The organism is Leadbettera azotonutricia ZAS-9 (genome assembly GCF_000214355.1).
In the GTDB taxonomy this organism is placed as follows: domain Bacteria; phylum Spirochaetota; class Spirochaetia; order Treponematales; family Breznakiellaceae; genus Leadbettera; species Leadbettera azotonutricia.
This window is the reverse complement of the sequence record NC_015577.1, coordinates 279,624-296,964: the sequence shown is the minus strand read 5'-3', so window position 1 is coordinate 296,964 and position 17,341 is coordinate 279,624. Positions and strand designations below refer to the sequence as shown.

At 50.0% G+C, this 17,341-nt stretch carries 14 protein-coding genes; 8 read left to right on the top strand and 6 right to left on the bottom strand.

The features are described 5' to 3' along the window. Positions 1 to 9: 9 nt before the first annotated feature. Entirely contained in the window at positions 10 to 2,649 is a 2,640-nt protein-coding gene (locus tag TREAZ_RS01260) for an alpha-L-rhamnosidase (RefSeq protein WP_015709975.1), read from the bottom strand. Between the two features lie 349 nt (positions 2,650 to 2,998). Between TREAZ_RS01260 and TREAZ_RS01255 the strand changes: the two genes are divergently transcribed. Beyond that, positions 2,999 to 4,021 (top strand): LacI family DNA-binding transcriptional regulator, encoded by a 1,023-nt coding sequence (locus TREAZ_RS01255; RefSeq protein WP_015709973.1) that lies wholly within the window; start codon positions 2,999 to 3,001, stop codon positions 4,019 to 4,021. Positions 4,022 to 4,187: 166 nt separating this feature from the next. After that, the gene (locus TREAZ_RS01250; RefSeq protein ID WP_015709972.1) at positions 4,188 to 4,610 is read left to right on the top strand and encodes a HigA family addiction module antitoxin; all 423 of its coding nucleotides are present in this window, start codon (positions 4,188 to 4,190) and stop codon (positions 4,608 to 4,610) included. A gap of 55 nt (positions 4,611 to 4,665) precedes the next feature. On the opposite strand, the gene TREAZ_RS01245 is transcribed toward TREAZ_RS01250, so the two are convergent. Together TREAZ_RS01245 and TREAZ_RS01240 are read right to left on the bottom strand one after the other, a co-directional pair. After that, positions 4,666 to 5,973, bottom strand: coding sequence for a DUF58 domain-containing protein (locus TREAZ_RS01245; RefSeq protein ID WP_245535073.1), 1,308 nt, complete (start codon positions 5,971 to 5,973; stop codon positions 4,666 to 4,668). Beyond that, the gene (locus tag TREAZ_RS01240) at positions 5,939 to 6,889 is read right to left on the bottom strand and encodes an AAA family ATPase (protein ID WP_015709970.1); all 951 of its coding nucleotides are present in this window, start codon (positions 6,887 to 6,889) and stop codon (positions 5,939 to 5,941) included. Before TREAZ_RS01240 ends, TREAZ_RS01245 begins: the two co-directional genes overlap by 35 nt. A 276-nt stretch (positions 6,890 to 7,165) precedes the next feature. Between TREAZ_RS01240 and TREAZ_RS01235 the strand changes: the two genes are divergently transcribed. From TREAZ_RS01235 to TREAZ_RS01215, 5 genes are all read left to right on the top strand, one after another. Further along, on the top strand, positions 7,166 to 8,320 hold the full coding sequence (locus TREAZ_RS01235) for an ROK family transcriptional regulator (protein ID WP_015709968.1): 1,155 nt from the start codon (positions 7,166 to 7,168) through the stop codon (positions 8,318 to 8,320). A gap of 48 nt (positions 8,321 to 8,368) precedes the next feature. Beyond that, on the top strand, positions 8,369 to 9,658 hold the full coding sequence (locus TREAZ_RS01230; RefSeq protein ID WP_015709967.1) for an ABC transporter substrate-binding protein: 1,290 nt from the start codon (positions 8,369 to 8,371) through the stop codon (positions 9,656 to 9,658). A 106-nt stretch (positions 9,659 to 9,764) separates the two neighbouring features. Next, a complete protein-coding gene (locus TREAZ_RS01225) occupies positions 9,765 to 10,640 on the top strand; it encodes a carbohydrate ABC transporter permease (RefSeq protein WP_015709966.1) in 876 nt (291 codons plus the stop codon). A 10-nt stretch (positions 10,641 to 10,650) separates the two neighbouring features. Next, complete coding sequence (locus tag TREAZ_RS01220; RefSeq protein WP_015709965.1) at positions 10,651 to 11,490, top strand: carbohydrate ABC transporter permease; 840 nt, start codon at positions 10,651 to 10,653, stop codon at positions 11,488 to 11,490. Between the two features lie 11 nt (positions 11,491 to 11,501). Beyond that, positions 11,502 to 12,746, top strand: a complete 1,245-nt coding sequence (locus tag TREAZ_RS01215) for a uroporphyrinogen decarboxylase family protein (RefSeq protein WP_015709964.1) — start codon at positions 11,502 to 11,504, stop codon at positions 12,744 to 12,746. Here TREAZ_RS01215 and TREAZ_RS01210 read toward each other — a convergent pair. Genes TREAZ_RS01210 through TREAZ_RS01200 form a run of 3 tightly spaced genes read right to left on the bottom strand, consistent with a single transcriptional unit; the run spans position 12,721 to position 16,539 of the window. After that, entirely contained in the window at positions 12,721 to 14,340 is a 1,620-nt protein-coding gene (locus TREAZ_RS01210; protein WP_015709963.1) for a hypothetical protein, read from the bottom strand. The genes TREAZ_RS01215 and TREAZ_RS01210 overlap by 26 nt on opposite strands. Further along, complete coding sequence (locus TREAZ_RS01205) at positions 14,327 to 15,589, bottom strand: DUF58 domain-containing protein (RefSeq protein ID WP_015709962.1); 1,263 nt, start codon at positions 15,587 to 15,589, stop codon at positions 14,327 to 14,329. The genes TREAZ_RS01210 and TREAZ_RS01205 overlap by 14 nt, the downstream gene beginning before the upstream one ends. Further along, the gene (locus TREAZ_RS01200) at positions 15,586 to 16,539 is read right to left on the bottom strand and encodes an AAA family ATPase (protein WP_015709961.1); all 954 of its coding nucleotides are present in this window, start codon (positions 16,537 to 16,539) and stop codon (positions 15,586 to 15,588) included. Before TREAZ_RS01200 ends, TREAZ_RS01205 begins: the two co-directional genes overlap by 4 nt. A 56-nt stretch (positions 16,540 to 16,595) precedes the next feature. Here TREAZ_RS01200 and TREAZ_RS01195 point away from each other — a divergent pair, with 56 nt between their 5' ends. Beyond that, entirely contained in the window at positions 16,596 to 17,339 is a 744-nt protein-coding gene (locus TREAZ_RS01195; protein WP_148257625.1) for a hypothetical protein, read from the top strand. Positions 17,340 to 17,341: the final 2 nt, after the last annotated feature.

Sequence of the window (17,341 nt, the reverse complement as noted above, 5' to 3'; positions counted from 1 at the left end):
ATCATAATACTATAAATTGTCAAGGATTATATCATAACTGCCCGGTTCAAGCAGTATAAAATATTCACCCGCCTCATTTTGGATTTCCCTTTTTTCCCTGTTTACCATGACGGAACCTTTATAAGGCAGTACCACACGGCAATTTGAATTAAAGGGAACCGTTATGGCCATACGCACTTCACCGGAATCCTGCTCCCATCGTGCTTCTATATCGCCTTTAACGGATTTGATTACACCCTCGGCACTTTTAAGAGCTTTGGGAATAAATGGCTTAAATGTAAAAGTGCTAAATCCCGGTTCAAGAGGGCGGATACCCAGGAGATATGAATAGAACCAGCCGCTGATAGTAGAATACATGGGATGATCATGGGAAGCCATACCAAGCAAAGGGCCGCTGTCTACATATTCCCAGCGTTCCCAGGTAGTGGTGGCACCGTTTGCCAGCATATATCCCCAGCTGGGATAGGTGGTTTGTGTCGCCAATTCAAAAGCAAGATCGATCTGCTCGTTGTCGGCAAGCACATCAAAGATATACCGGGAGCATAAATTGCCTGTAGTCAGGTGGGTATCGTGGGCACGGATATCTTGAATAAGGTTCTTTACTACTCCGGCGCGGTACTCATTAGGAACTATGCCAAGGTAAAGCATAAAAGTGTTGGCGGCCTGGCTGTTGGTTCCATAATAAGCTTTTTCCTTATTAAGGAATTCCTGGTTTAAAGCATCTCTTGAACTTTCAGCAATATGATCAAAAGACTGTGCGTCAGCTTCCTTACCTAAAATTCTGGCTATCCTCGACATCATCCTGCTGTTAAGGAAAAGGAAACCAGTTGATATAAGCTTACCGGGAGTAATAGCTGAAACAGCCCCATTGCCTAAACTATCCTGAATATTGCCCCCAATTGCCGCAGCCCAATCGCCATAATAACTGTAATTCACTATGCCATTGCTGCTGTTGTTTTTAAGATAATTAGTCCAGGCGGCGAGCCCCTCATAATGTTTTTCCAGAACCTGCCTGTCACCGTGGTGCATATAGAGCAGCCATGGCAAGATTAAATAACTTGAACAAACTGCATCCGCAGGCTGGCCGCCAAAATTTTTATAAGGCGCTACATCGGTAATGGCCCCTGTTCTTGGTCCCTGTTCGTCTGTAATGTCCATGAGGAATTTGCGGTAAAAGCGGCTCATGTCAAAGTTGTATACCGCTTCTTCAGCCCTTACGGTTAAATCGTTAAGCCAGCCCAAACGTTCATCCCGCTGGGGACAATCGGTAGGCACCCCATGGAGATTATTGCTCTCAGTCCATACGCAAATATTATGAATCCGATTTATAAGATCATTGCTGCAGCTAAAGCGGCCCCTTGGATTGACTGCATTCCGCAGGACTACTGCTTTGACATCGCCGGCTTTTAAGCCGCGTACGCCTTTGACCTCAGCAAAACGGAACCCATGATAGGTAAAACGGGGCATGTATTCCTCTTCCGGTAAGCCGCGGGTAATGTACTCGTCCGTCTGCTGGGCAGCCCTGAGGTTGTCGGTATTGAGGGTTCCATCCTTATGGATAATTTCTGCGAAGCGCAGCTTTATCTGAGTTCCTTCAGGAACATTCAGTTTAATCTTTACCAGCCCTGCAAGATTTTGTCCAAAGTCGATGATAGTTGTATCTTCATCCAACGGATTAAGCGACACTGCCGCCACTTCGCCAACTGCCTGTATGGGCTCTTCCACCATGGGAACCAGTTTCCCGTAAGGGGGCTCCGTTTCAAGCACTTCCAGCCAGGCGCCAGAAGGCTTGGCATATATATCAAAACCATATTCGGCCCAGCGGTCTTTTTCTTTCCGGGCATCATATACCTCGCCTATATAGATGCTCGATTTCCTTACAGGCCCGTCCACATGCGCAGTCCAGCCGCTATTGGGAGCAGAAATCACTTTTTCGGTTCTTCCATCTTCATACTCAAGTATAAGCTGGGCTATAAAAGCAGGCCGGGGGGTATTATAAATGCTGGCATACCAACCATTTCCAAGCATCACCCCAAGAGCATTTTTAGATGCAATCATCTTGGTTACATCGTGGGCAACATAGCAAACCCGTTTCGTATAATCTGTCCAGCTTGGGGCAAGGAGATTATGACCAACTTTCTTTCCATTTATATAAGCCTCGTAATACCCGAGACCGCAAATGAAAAGCCTGGCCCGCTTTAAAGTTCCTGTAAGCTTGAATTCCCTGCGGAGAAGAGGATTTTCACCGCTTGAAGGGGCACATATCCATGAAGCCTCCCATTGGCTTTCTTCAAAGAAACCGGTTGAAATTTTGAGCGTTTTACCGAAAGGACTCAGAACACCTTCCATATTTTTGATCTGCACGGCGCAGTAATAGTCTTTATTGCTTTCCAGGGTCTTCCCAAAACAGGGAATTCTCTGATCCTCCGGTGATTCAACCCAGCCGGAATCCCAGATATCGCCCTTGGCAGATTTTACATTTTCTTCGCTTGAAGAAACAATGATATGGTAAAAGCGCTGTTTACCCTTAAGGCCATAGACCTTCCAGGAGAAGGCCGGCCTTTCAGAGAGCATTTCAGGTGCGCCTGAACCATGGCAGGAGAGGATAGTTTCTGTTTCGTCTTTTCTGTCTAAAATAATTTCATGCATTGTTCTACTGTCCTATACTTTATTTATCAAGAATTACTGGTTCCCTTGTACGGATCATCCTTTTACCACGCCTCCGGTAATACCGCTGATTATAAAACGCTGGAGATCATCAGTAATCGCTTCATTCTTTATACCTCCGTGAACATTTTTACAGGCATACGCCTATATATTCTCCATGAAACAAAAATATTTTACTAAAATATTTTTGTTTCATATAAGATGGTAAACCCTGAAATAGTATTTGTCAAGCGAATTTTTTCCTGATCGAGGAATTTTTGGCGTTTTTTGCGCTTGACAGGTCAAACCTTTCACATTGACTAAAAAAACCAATCCCTATTAAGATACAATAATGTCACCGCGTATTGCGGACATCGCCAAAGAGGCGGGAGTGTCCCTTTCTACTGTATCGTTCGCACTCAACAATAAACCCGGGGTTAGTGTTGAAGTACGGGAAAAAATACTTACCATTGCCGCAAAAATGGGGTACAAGCGCATCCTTACTGAAAATTACCTGATAAACGACGCTATTAGGATCAAATTTTTAAAAGTTGCGAAGCATGGTCATACCGTTAATGAACAGCACAATGCCTTCATAGCCGAATATATGGAGGGCATTGAGGCGGGAGCTGAAAAACGGCGGTATAAAGTAGAGGTCTCCTTTTCTAACAAGGTACCGATTCAGGACATGGTGAACGCCCAAAAAGACCTGGAAGTTGACGGATTCATAGTATTGGGAACGGAACTCAATGCCCACGAATTGAATTACTTTTCTGCAATTTACAAGCCCCTGGTTTTTATCGACACCTATTTCCCAAAGGCGGTTTACGATTGTATTGATATTGATAATTTTGACGGGGTATTCAGCGCAATTCAATACCTCTACGATAACGGCCACCGCAGTATTGGCTTTATCAATAGCACCTACGAAACCCGGAATACCAAAATGCGCGAATTGGGTTTTCTTGAGGCTATGGATTATTTCTCGCTGCCGGTACAGGAAAAATTCATCATAAGTGTTGATTCTACCACCGATGGTTCGACAAGGGATATTTCAAAATACCTCAAACGGTTTAGAAAACTGCCCACTGCATTCTTCTGTTTTAATGATATTGCAGCTTATGGCTGCATGGCGGCTCTGAAGTCCCTTAATTACCGGGTACCCCAGGAAATCAGCGTCATTGGCTTTGACGATCTTCCTTCAAGCAAGCTGTCCGATCCGTCTTTAACCACCATACGTGTTGCTGCTCATCATATAGGGAGCAGAGCGGTGGAAAAATTGGCATTGCGGATGGCGGGTATCACCGAAGATCCGCCCGAAAATATTTTAATTGCAGGAAAACTGATCCCTCGCAACAGCGTAAGGAAAATATAAGGCTTTACAACTTGATAATGCGCAAAAAATCCGCGAAATCGTGCAAAAACATAGAAAATAGTAAAAATTTTTAAATAATTTATCATTATTATTCAAAAAGTACTAGAATAAAAAAACCAAATAGTGTATATTTGGTTAATAAAATATTTTTATGCAAGGAGCAATCATGCCGAAAATCACTGCAAAAGATCCTGGAACAGTTCTTAAGGCGTTCCTGGAAGAGTACCAGCTTAACCCCTCGAAAGTGGGAGTTGCCGTCAAGTTAAGCCAGTCCACTATACGGCAAATCACCCTGAACAAGATCAAGATTTCCATTCCTATCGCCCTTCGTTTTGCGAAGCTCTTCGGGAACGGAGCGGATTTCTGGATTGACCTTCAGGCTAAGTACGAATTGGCTGAAAATGCCAAGGATTCCAAACTTCAGAGCATCCTTAAGAGCATTGAAAAGGCTAAAAAGCCTGCCCCCGGTGCAAAAGCTGCCCCCAAAAGCGCAAAAAAAGCCGCTGCTCCCAAAAAGGCCGGAAGGCCTGCTGGTGCAAAAAAAGCTGTCGGACGCGGACGCAAGCCCAGTACCAAGAAAGCAAAATAATTTAAGCTGATTTCAATTGAAGCAGTTCCAAAACTAACCGAGTTTTGGAACCAGCTCAATTATTTGAATTAGTGCTTTTTGCTGGGGTGGCCTTAACTGCCCCGGCAAATTGTTTTCTTCCATACAGATTCACGCATATTTTAGCCGCCTCTTCCAATTCAGCAACCCTGGAATTAGCGGGATCATAAAGGAAGAACAAATCCAGCCCCTGTTTGGAATCCCTTTCCTTTAAAAAACGATCCAAAGCCGATGGCTCTGAAGACGATCGGGGCAAGGCAAGCAGCAATACGCCCCTGTCGCGGGGTACTTCGGGCAAATTTTCCATTGACGAAAGCGGCAGGGCGGCAGGCAAGGCAAGGGCAGCAGCCAGATCATGGGGGGCGATCCCGCCGGACGCTTCATTTTCTCCAAGAATGGCTCCGCCTGTATAGCCGATGAGCATATCCATGCCCCGTGAAGCAAATTCCAGCGCTGCCGTCAAAGCATTTTCGCAGAGATTATCCACACCCCTTCGCCCTTCTTCAACAGTATAAAGCCCCGGATCAACCTGGGTGTCCACAAGCAGTATTATCCGCGCACGAGGAGGCGGCTCGCTTTCCCCTTCCCGCACAAAAAGCTCGCCTGAAGGGCCGTGGCCGTACAGTTTCCAGTTGATGCGCCGGGGATCATCGCCAGGCACATACGGCCTGTGATCGGTCAGATCTTCCGTCTTGCGGTAATGAGGTTCTATCCTCTGTTCAGCGCCGCCTGATCTTATGGGGAGGGAAATTATTTCTGCCGCTGCACGGGGGGCTGCAAGAAGCCTGGGGCTTCTGTCCCTGGGCAAATGAAAAGCAATGCTGAAAAGGCCAAGCGCATCGCTGATGGAGAAAACATCAAAATCGCCGAAATAGCAGCCGCGTTCCTTCACAGGAAAAAAAGTCCGCCCTGCCGGAATGTCCGGATCAAAAACATGGCGTATATGCCGCTGATCTTTTGTTTCAAAGGCAAATTCATACCTGATAAGGCAGCCGGGAAGACGAAAAAAACGCCGCTTTTCGGTATCTTTGGCAATATGGGCCTCAGCCTTCCCGCCGGCAGTAACAAGCTTGGCTATCACATCCGCAGAAAAGCTTAAAGCCTGCTTTTTGTGGACAAGGCTGAGCACCAATACAATAAGAAACGTATAAACCAGCACAGTGAGAAAAATTGCGCCCAAAAGGCTCAGGGCCAATTCCTTGCGGAGATGGCCTGCGGTAAAGGCAAGAGCCGTTATAAGCATAACAAAAAACTCCAGAGTGCTGGGCTTGGGAATGAAGCGCAAGATGCCTGCCGGCGCAGCGCCGGGCTTAGGCCGGGGTTTTGATTCCCTCAAGCCGTGCAAGGCATATCTCCCGGATAAATTTTTCGGCCTGGGCCCTGGGATCCCTCAGCTTGACCCTGTGGGCCAGAACCGGAACCGCCAGTGCGGAAAGATCCTCGTCAGAAACAAAGTCCCTGCCCTTAACCAGGGCCAGGGCCTTGACCGCCTCAAGAAGATGAAGGGCCGCCCGAGGGGAAGCCCCCAGCGTAAAGCCCCGGTGTATCCTTGTGTCCCGCACTATGTCCGCCACTGCTTCCTTGAGGGATGGATGGCAGAACATCGCCTCTGCGGCCTTATGGGCAGCAAGCAGATCGGCGGCGCTCAACACCGGCTCGAGTTCATTCAGGACATTTTCCGAAGGGTTATCTTCAAGTATGGAAAGCTCGGATTCGCGGTCAGGATAGCCCAGGGAAAGGCGCAGCATAAAACGGTCGAGCTGGGCGGCCGGCAGGGGGAAGGTTCCCTCGCTCTCGATGGGGTTCTGGGTGGCAATGACGAAAAACGGCTCAGGCGGCTTGTGGGTGGAAGCGCCTATGGTTACCTGGCGTTCAGCCATCACCTCGAGGAGGGCCGACTGCACCTTGGGGGTAGTGCGGTTGATCTCGTCCGCCAGCACGATGTTGGCCAGCACAGGCCCGGGCACAAAGCGGAAACTCCGGCTATCGGGGTCAAATACATCGACCCCGGTAATGTCGTAGGGCAAAAGGTCGGGGGTGAACTGAATGCGCTTAAAGAGGAGGGGCCGGCCTTCGTCCCCGGTGATAAGGCGGGCAATGGCCTTGGCCACCGTGGTCTTGCCCAGCCCGGGGTTATCTTCCAACAGCACATGGCCCCCGGCGAGTATGCCGGCGGTCAGAAGTTCGAGAAATTCTCTCTTGCCCCGTATCACCCGGGAAACACCGTCGATCAGCGCCTGGGCTGCTTCGTTTCCATTCATGCTTTTTTCAGCATAGCAGGGAGGGAGGGCTTGGGCAAGGCGGGCAATTCATGCGGCAAGAGGCATCTTTTGCGGGTTTCTTTCCAATTGTAAATAATTTATATTAATTGAAAAAATTCGTTGACAGCCGGAAATACCCATGTTACACTAAAATCAGTAAAATATTGTGAATATTTTAGCAAGATTTTGCTATTTCCGGATTTTTTGGCAAAAATTTGGGGAATTCAAGATTGGCCAGGTTCTGGGTAAAGGTTTTTTACGAATAGGGGGACAGGTTTGAAGGGCGTTAATCATCATTCCATGAATGAGAGCAACAAGTACCTGGTGCTGAGGGCTATTTCCATGTTCGGGCCCTGTTCCAGAACCCAGCTCTGCGAGCACACCCAGCTGAGCAAGATGACCATCACCAATCTGGTGAACGAATACATACGCCAGGGGGTAGTGGAGGAAAGCGGCAAAATCGAGACTGCGGCCGGCCGGCGGGCCGGCCTTCTGCGCATAGTGCCCGATTCCCTCCTGACCCTGGGGGTTTTTGTGGAGCGGGGCTTTACCGAGATCGGCATGGTCAACCTCAACGGCAGCATTCTCAGATCCGAGCGTTTCGAGATTTCCCCCACAGAAGCGGCGGACGAGTTTATGGACACCATCCTCCATATATGCACCAAGCTTGTGAACGATGAATGGAAGGACAGAATCTGGGGCATAGGCATTTCAGCTCCCGGGCCCCTTGACCCTGAACGGGGGATAATCCTGGAACCGCCAGGCGGGTTTAAGGGCCTTGTCAATATTCCCATAGGGGAGGTTTTGTACAAGGCCTTCGGTATCCCGACCTATCTGGAATTGGGAACCCATGTGGGCGCTTTGAGCGAACTTTACTACGGCAACAAGCAGGGCTATACCAATTTCCTCTATATGATATTGAACGAATGGATAGGGGGCTGCGTGGTAAGCGATCAGAAAGTCTGGCAGGGGGCGAGCGGCCTTGCAGGGCTCATGGGGGGCATGGTGGTCGACAGGGATTCCCTGGGGAAAAAAAGCATGAGCGGCTGCCTCCAGGAATACGCTTCCATCAGTGCTCTCATCGAATATGCCAGGGAAAACGGCGGCGATCCGGATATCACCTGGAACGAGATTGTGAGCAAGGCGCGCCATGGAGATGGCTTCGCCTGCACGGTTATAGACCGGCTCTTGAGGTACCTTGAAACGAGCCTTATCAGCGCCATTGCGCTTTTGGATATACAGTGCATTTATATTTCGGGCTCAGCCCTTTTGGGGGAGGATCTCATTATCCCGAGGCTGCAGGAGTCGATTAACCGCCTCATGTTCGCCCCTGACACAAGGTATGTGAATGTGCTGGCTGCGCGGTATCCCATAAATGCGGAGCTCATAGGGATTACAGCGTTAGTAATGGAACGCCATTTCGAGCGTTGAGTGTGTTAATAGGCACTAAGTGCTTATAAATATTTTTTGGAGGTTATTATGAAAAAGACAGTGCTCATGTCAGCCCTGGTTGCCCTGTTGGCAATCGTCCTGACCCAACCCCTCGCCGCAGGCGGGGGCGGGCAGTCATCGTCCTCGGCAGGCTCTTCAAGCTCAGCGGCTGCGGCTACCGTCAGGATCACCCACGACAAAACCGGCGCCCCTGATTATCAACCCTACTTTTTGAAAGCCGGGGAAGAACTCAAGGCGGTCAACGGCGTAGGCCTTGAAGTCGTAGGCTATCCTTCAACGGATGTGTACACCGCGGCAACCCGTTCAGCCCTTCCCACCAATTCGGCTCCGGATCTCTTTTCATGGTGGGCCGGCGCATGGATACAGGATCTGCAGAAGAGCGGGCTTTTGGCGCCCACTACCGCGGTATGGGACAAGTACAAAGCCGATTATTCCCAGGGCATCAGGGACATGTTCACCATCGATGGCCAGCTCTACGCCCTTCCCTGGGGTCTTGAATACTGGCTGGTGTATTACAACAAAGAAGTCTATTCGCAGCTGGGTTTAAAAGAACCTGCAAGCTGGGACGAATTCCTTTCCAACTGCGCGAAGATCAAAGCTGCGGGGAAAATCCCGCTGAATCAGACCATCGTTGACGAATGGCCCGCCTTCATCACTTTTGAAGAAATCGCTTCATCTGTTAACCCCGACCTCTACAACGATCTCTGTACAGGCAAAAAGAAGTGGACCGATCCCCAGGCCGTGGAAATCTTCACGATTTGGAGAGACATGATTAGCAAGGGCTACTTTACCGATCCTTCAGTCAACTACTTCAGCGATGTGCCCAGGCTCTTTAATGACAACCAGCTGATCCAGATTATAGGCGGCACCTGGTTCTACAAGACCAATCTCATCGACCTTGGTGTTCCCGAAAGCAAGGTAGGCTTCTTCTTCCTCAAGACCCGTGACGGCAGGAAACGCGCTATCCTCGAGCCTTCCCCCATATTGGTCGCCAAGAACGCCCCTCATCTCGCAGACGCACTGAAGGCTGTTGATTATTGGATGAGCCCCGTGGGCAACAGCTTCCTCGCAAAACAGACTGAAAGCTTCCCGGTAAATTCCAAAGCCGACATTTCTTTCCTTTCGCCCATGAAACAGGCTGTCCAGAAAGAGATTGTAGGCGGCAACTATGTTACCCTTACCCGCTTCTGGGAAAACATGCCCACAGAGCTGATGCTGCAGGTAAACGGAAAATTCCAGGAATTCATTGTGAACTCCGCTACCCCTCAGGCAATCACGGCAGATATCCAGAAACTCTGCGACGCGTATTTTAAGTAAGATTTTTTAACAAGAGCCAGTTTCAAAATAACCAATTTTGAAACTGGCTCACAATGCGGGCTTATGTGCAGCAATGCTGGCCTGCCATTAAATGCAGAGGTGTGTTTTGAATAAGCTTTTTCAGAAGTGGGGTTACATTTTCGCTTTCCCCGCAGTTGCGGTGGTAACGTTTATGTTCATTGTCCCCATGTTCAGGAATATTTATCTCAGCCTTTTTGAGAGCGATGGCCTTTCGGTAATGCGCTTTGTGGGTTTTGGGAATTATATCAACATGTTTAAGGACAGCAACTTTGTCCGATCCATTTTCAATTCCGTACTCTGGGTGGTGTTTACCATTGTATTCTCCGTGGGCGTAGGGCTTCTCATCGCCGTATTCGTCAACGGCATCAAGGGCGAAAACTTTTTCAAATCCGTTTTTTTCATGCCCCTGACTATTTCCTTTGTGTCTGTCGGGGCAATCTGGTGGTATATGTATTCCAAAGAATACGGCGTGCTAAACCAAATTCTGCTTATGGTGGGTTTTAAAACAAAAATCGACTGGCTTTATAAAATGCCCCTTAATAATATATCCCTTCTCATTGCCTGGAGTTGGCAGCAGCTTGGGGTCAACCTTGTGATGTTCCTTATGGGGCTTACATCGATTCCTTCCGAGCAGATTGAAGCATCCCGCATTGACGGCTGCAACAAGTGGCAGACGTTTATCCACATTACCTTTCCCATGCTCAAGCCCATTACTACAGTGGTAGTAGGAATGGCAATAGTCAATTCATTCAAGGCCTTTGACCTCATTTATATCATGACCAGGGGAGGGCCTGTGCGGTCTTCGGAAACCCTGGCGGTGAATATGTTTGTCGAAAGCTTCCAGCGCAATCATCAGGGTTTCGGCGCCGCCATTGGCGTATTCCTCACCCTCCTGATCCTCCCCATAACCGCAATCTACATGCGGGCCACCTCTACGGTGGATCATGCGGATAATAAATAAGGGGAAGGAAATGACAAAAAAGAAAATCACCATTGGTACTATTGTTGTTTACCTTATCCTTATTGTGCTCTGCGCGGTATGGCTATTGCCGATTATTTCGACCCTCATGGTGGCCTTTAAGACCCCCGCAGAATACATAAATACGAAATTTTACCAGCCTCCCAAGGGCTTTGAATTCATCAATAACCTGAAAGAAGTTTTTTCTTATTATCATCTCCACATCAATTTTTTGAATTCGTTTATTTATGCAGTGAGCGGAGTAATTTTCTGCATACTCCTTTCATCAACCGCAGCCTTCGCGGTAACAAAACTTAAACCCAGAGGCAGCTTTTTTATATTCCTCCTTATTTATAGCGGAACCATATTCCCCTTCCAGCTTTACCTTATTCCCCTGCTGCGCACCTATAACTGGCTCGGAATATACAACACCAAATTCGGTATGATACTCCTCTACTCCGCCATTTGTACCCCCTTTGCGACCTTTCTGTACCGGGGCTATTTTCTCAACCTTGACGATCAAATTATGCAGGCCGCCATGATAGACGGCTGCGGGCCAGTGGGTATTTTCTTCCGCATATACCAGCCCCAGCTTAAAGCGCCCACTGCGGTAGTTGCCCTATTCCAGGGCATGTGGATATGGAACGATCTCCTCTTTGGGATGATCCTTTCGTCCAGCGAAAAAGTCCGTCCCATCATGGTTGCAGTGGCCCAGTCCACAGGCACAGGGGGAGGAAAAATCCCCGTGATGATGGCGGGTGTTATTTTTACTTCTATTCCCACAATTTTGCTTTTTATTGCCCTGCGAAAATACTTTATCAAAGGTTTTTCCATGCAGTCAGGACTTGAATAAGGAGAGCGATTATGACCGGCAGACAGCGAGTAATGGCAGCATTGAATTTCAAACAGCCCGACAGGGTTCCTATTGATTTTAACGCCCACCGATCAAGCGGCATCAATGTCGCGGCTTACAGGAATTTGCGCGAATATCTCGGCCTTTCTCCAAGCCCCCTTTATGTATACGATCTCATCCAGCAGCTTGCCATAGTCGAGCAGGATGTACTGGACAAATTCGATGTGGATACTTTTCAGCTGGGCTGCGATTTTGACAAGAAGCCTGAATACTGGAAAGATTTCGAACTTCTTGACGGGACCCCCTGCAAGGTTCCCATCATGGTTGACGTGCGCCACGGAAAAGACGGCAATTACATTTACAATTCAAACGGAAAAATGGTGGGCCGCCAGCCCCTGACAGGCTACTATTTCGAACAGACCGTATTCCCCCTGGCGGAGGATTTTGAAAAAGATGATTTTTCCGATTACGATGAGATTGTAAACGATGTGATGTGGATGATGGTGCCCTGCCCTCCCATGCCCATGGATTACAAAAGCCCGGCGGGCTCAAAACAATTCCGCGAATTAGCGGCCAAAACCCGCAGCAATACTGACAGGGCGATTTACGGCATATTCGGCGGCAATCTTGTGGAGACCGCCCAGTATATTTTCCGCATGGACAATATGCTGGCGGATCTTTTGGCGAACCCCGAAAGAATCCATAAATTCCTTGATACAGTGATGGAAAAGCACATGGCGAACCTCAAAGCCTACCTCGACTCCGTAGGCGATTACATTGACATCATAGGTTTCGGCGACGACATGGGTACCCAGACAGGCCCCCAATTCTCCACCGGGCTTTACAATGAATTTTTCTACCCCGGGGAAAAAATCATGTGGTCATACATCCACGACCGTTTCCCGGAAATGAAGATATGCCTCCATTGCTGCGGCGGAGTCCGTCCCCTCATGCCCCTGCTTGCAGACGCCGGCCTGGACGCCATCAACCCCGTGCAGTTTACCTGCAAGGACATGGACCTAGCAGAACTAAAAAAGGAACTCCTCGGCAAACTCAGCCTCTGGGGAGGCGGCTGCGATACCCGCTCCGTACTGCCCCACGGAAAACCCGCTGAAATAGGCCCTCATGTACAGAAGAACCTTGAAACACTCAACAAAGACGGTGGATTCGTGTTCCAGCAGGTTCACAATATCCTGGCCGATGTGCCGCCTGAAAATATCGTGGAGATGTTTAGAGCGGTGAGGGAGTTCGGGTAATCCCCTCCACCAGCCCCTTAAACTCCTCTTGCTCATCAGCAGAAAGAGGCGCCGCCGCATAAAGGGCCTTCTCAAACAGCTCTCCGCAGCGGATTATTGCCGAGCCTTTTTCGGCGGAGTTCATTTCGCCGGGATTAGCAGCACTAGATTTCCCCGCCAGTAAGGTGCAGAATTCTCCGGGCGCATAAGAAGCCTTCCAGGACACTTTGAGGGTTTCAGATCCCCACAGTATGAGGCGGGCGAAAAGCGTAACGCTGCGGCGCATCTCCCGTCTTTTGGCAGGGCTGTAGCCCGCGAGGAAGTCATCGGCAAAACGGCGTATTTCCGACTCCGAAGCCTTCCCCATTTTTACTCCCCCTCCCCTTATCGAAGCGAAGAAAAAAGCCAAACCCTTGCCGAAGTTTGCAAACCAGCGGACAAGGAAACGGCGAAACTTTTCGAGCAGGGACACTCCTCCAAGGGAAGATCGGGGACGGGAGAGGAGGGGGTACACCATGAACCAGAGGAAAAGAAAAGCCGCCAATGCAATCAAGCCGTATTTTACATAATCCCAAAAAGGCCAGGGTTCTTTCTGCGCCGCTGCTTCAAGGAATTCCGGGGGCAGTCCGGGCATTTCCGGCATAAATTCTGCCATGGGAGGGAGATATTCCCCAGGGGGAGCGGGTTTAAAGAGCCGGGCTATGAGTGAAAAAAACCAGCGGAAGAAAGCAGCCAGGATGCCCGGCGGGAGGAGGCTTGTGTCGGAAGAGAGAAGGATGCCCAGCCCTGCCGCGACAAGGGCAAAAAAACCTATCGCCGGCAGGGAGCGGGCGCGGTCTTCTGAAGGCAGGACTATCCCTTCGGTTGCAAAAGCATACTCACGGCGCAGTATCCCAAAAAAACCCTGGAGGCAAATCCCCGCAATAAAGAGCAGGATTAAAGCAGCCAGCAGGGAAAGGGGCAGCCTTGCCCCAAGACCTGCACACGCAAAGCCAAGCAATAAGGTGAACACCAGGGTTGTACCATAAAAAACCATGAGCTTCCCAAGGCTTTTGTCAGCGTCGCTCAGCAAGACAGAGTCCTCCAGCATAAGGGCCCTGAGCTTTTCGCCATGGTATTTTGCTGCATGGGATTCAAAAAGCCCGCGTTCCGCAAATACCTTCTTAATGGAAAGCACCATGAACCAGGAGACAAGAGAAACAAAGGAAGCGGGTACATTTGCAGTTGACGGGAAAAAGCGCATCCCAAAGGGACGGTTAAAATAAAGAATCGAACCCAGGGCATAAGCCAGTATCAGCACAATGACACCCCCCCGGAAATCCGAAGCCCCATGATCCCCCTTGGCCCTTTTCATCAATGCGCTGTAGCCCGATGCGGCAAGGCCCGACAGCAATGCTGCGAGATACCAGATCCCATAGGGAAGGCGAACATCCGGGGATTCTCCGGAAACAGCCATCATATAGAGCGCCCCAATGATTCTCCCGGTTAGGGGCAGGAGGCAGAGCATAGCCGACAGGGGGATATAGACAGCCAGTACCGCATAGAAGGGCTTTTCGGCAACAGGTTCTGCCAAAACCGGAACCGCCGGGGCAGAATCTTCGCTAGAGAATCTCATAGCCGGCCTCTTTCATCTGGTATTGATTAAAACCCCTTTCCCCTGGGGGCGGGAGGGCCTTTTCGTCCAGGCAGAGGTACTCCAGGGTAAGATGATAGCGCCTCAAACTGCCCAGAGCCTGATAATCGCTTTCCTCAAGGCCGGAGCCCGCATAAACCAGCCTGGTCCCGAAGGGAAGGAATTTCCCTTCATCCAGCATACGCGCCGTACTGCCGCGCAGCGTTACGCTTAATTCAGTATCATCAATGCTTTTTTCGTTTTCTTCAAGATCCCTGTGCGCAAATACTGCCAATCTTTCCAGTATGGGGATTAAGGTGAACGCAGCGGGGCTGATCACGCCTTCGCCAAACTGGCCTCGTTTTGTGTGGAGTATGAAGCCAAGGGTCTGCCGTTCCCGGGAGGCCATGAGGCAGACAGCCGCAGCAGCTTCGATGGCACGCTCAAGGTAGAGTTCCCTGGTTTTTAAATGATATTCTGCGGGGTCCGCGTTAAGAAAAACCACCAAAGGGTACGAAAGGGTGGATTCGTATTCATTTACCATGAGGCCGCCCCAGCCATTGCCTCCGCTTTGGGCTATCATCCTGGCACTGGCTTTCCAGTTGATGCGCCTCATTTCGTCGCCGGGGTAATACTCCCTGAGGGAACGGCAGCGGGTAAGATCTTCGTCAAAAGGATTGGCGGTAATCAATGCGCCCAGGGGTATGCCGCCCGGCGGCCTAAGATTTAAAAAGCCCGGCGCAGGGTACACAAAAAGATGGGTCGTCTCAGCCGAAATCAAAGTGAAAGGAAAAAGCCCCAGGGGGTCTGCGCCCCGGACTATTGCGGGCCCAAGGCTGAACTCGCCCCTGCTTGAACCGTAACCCTGCCACCTGAAAATCCTTCGCCTCCTGGCGCCCAGGGTGCAGAGTATCTTGTTGTCCCTAAAAACCGCGAGCCTCCCCGGATTGTCCCCCACTGCCAGCATGAAGGCAGGAAGCCTCCCCCTGTTCTCTACAGAAAGTTCCGCTTCGATCCACTCATGCCTGAAGCCCCGGAGTTCGCCGTCACGCCTAAAGAGGCAAATGCTGCGTATGAGGTACTCGCTGTAGATCCGCGAGCCGAGGACGATGACAAGGAGAAAAAGCGCCGCGAATTGGATCAAACGCTGGGGGGTAAAGATATAGAGGAGGAGAAGCAAGGGGATGCCGGCAATCAAGAAGCCGCTGCCCCCGGTTTTAATGGAAGCCCATCTCCCTTTTTCCTCTGTCATGCGGAACGGTATTCGGGCACCGGGACCCTGTCCAGGACAGAAGCAATGATCCTGTCGGGCTTTATGCCCCTTACCAGGGCTTCGGAAGAAAGGATGAGGCGCTGGCGGAAAACAGGAGGCGCCATTTCCTTGACATCTTCGGGGGTTACAAAGTCCCTGCCCCTGAGGGCCGCCAGGGCCTGGGATACCCGGTATAGGGCAAGGCTGCCCCTGGGCGAAATTCCAGCCCTAAGGCCAGTGTCCTGGCGGGTGGCCTCTATAAGCGCCAAAAGATAATTCCGCACCAGCGGATCTACATGGATTTTGGCGACAGCCTCCTGCAGGGGGCCGAGTTCGGCAGCATTTGCAACAGCCCGCAAATCTGTTACCGGATGGGTAATGCGGCGCTGGTCTTCGAGCATCCTGGCTTCGGACGCAGCATCGGGATAGCCTATAGGGAGGGAAAGCAAAAAACGGTCCTTCTGGGCTTCCGGCAGAGGGAAGGTGCCTTCATATTCAACAGGGTTTTCGGTAGCCAGGACGAAGAAAGGCTCGGGCAGGGGGAGGCGGTTCCCTTCAACAGAAATCTGGCCCTCTGCCATGGCTTCGAGCAGGGCAGACTGGGTACGGGGGGTCGCCCGGTTGATCTCGTCCACCAGCACGAACTGATTCACGATTGGCCCTTTGCGGAACACAAACCTGCCCTCGTCCTGATGCCAGATTGAGACGCCGAGTATGTCGGCGGGCAGGAGATCCGGCGTGCACTGGATGCGGGCAAAGCTCAAGTCGAGGCTGGCCGCGAAGGCCCTGGCAAGTATAGTCTTCCCGGTGCCAGGCACGTCTTCCAAAAGCACGTGGCCCCGCGCCAAAAAGGCAGCCATGATCATATCGATGACCGGGGTCTTCCCGAGGAAAACTTTTTCGATATTGTTTCTTACCTTCCGGACAAATTCGGCAATGGGCGTTTCCATGGGGCGAGTATAGCATTATTGTTGTAAGAATGCATCCTATGATGTATATTCAGAGCATGAAAGCTTCAAAAAAATTCTCCCTGTTAAAGACAGTTTCATTATTTGCATTCATGTTGATTACGGCGGGCTGCGCCTCCGCAGGGCGGGAGCTGATTGTTTCCGAAAACAGCCCCATTGCCTTGGCGCTGATAACGGCAAATTACGATATCAATTGGAAAGACGAAGAAAAAACTGTTGCTTCGGGAACCGGCAAAACCTTGCGGCGCATGATGCGGGTAGATCCCGATTGGACTGTGATCACTAAATCGGAAGGCATCATTGATGAAATAGAGCAAACCATTTATAACACCCTGAACGGTTCTCCTCTCATAAGCCTTGCGCCTAAAGAAGATGTCCTCAATTCTCAGGCCTATAATGAAGCAAAGACAACCCCCATTCGTGAATCGCGGGAGATGGTTAAGCCCTCAGGCTACCGTTTTGTCGTTTCAAGAGACAAGGATTTTCGTGCCAAATTCGCCAATGAAACAGGAATACAAAAAACCTTTTATATTGCTTTAAAACTGACCAAGGCCATGGCCTCGGGATTTGGAAAGAATGGAAAAGGTTTAGCCAATGTGGCAATGACCATGACGATCAAAGACATTCAGGGGAAAAATCTTTGGAACAAAACCTACGAGATACGGAGCCTGGACAGATTTAAAGTCACAAGCGGTGCTTATTCAGAAGAGGAACTTCTGGCTCTTTTCCCTCCGATGATAAAGGACATTTGCCTTGATTTTCTTGAGGATCTTGAATATTGAGC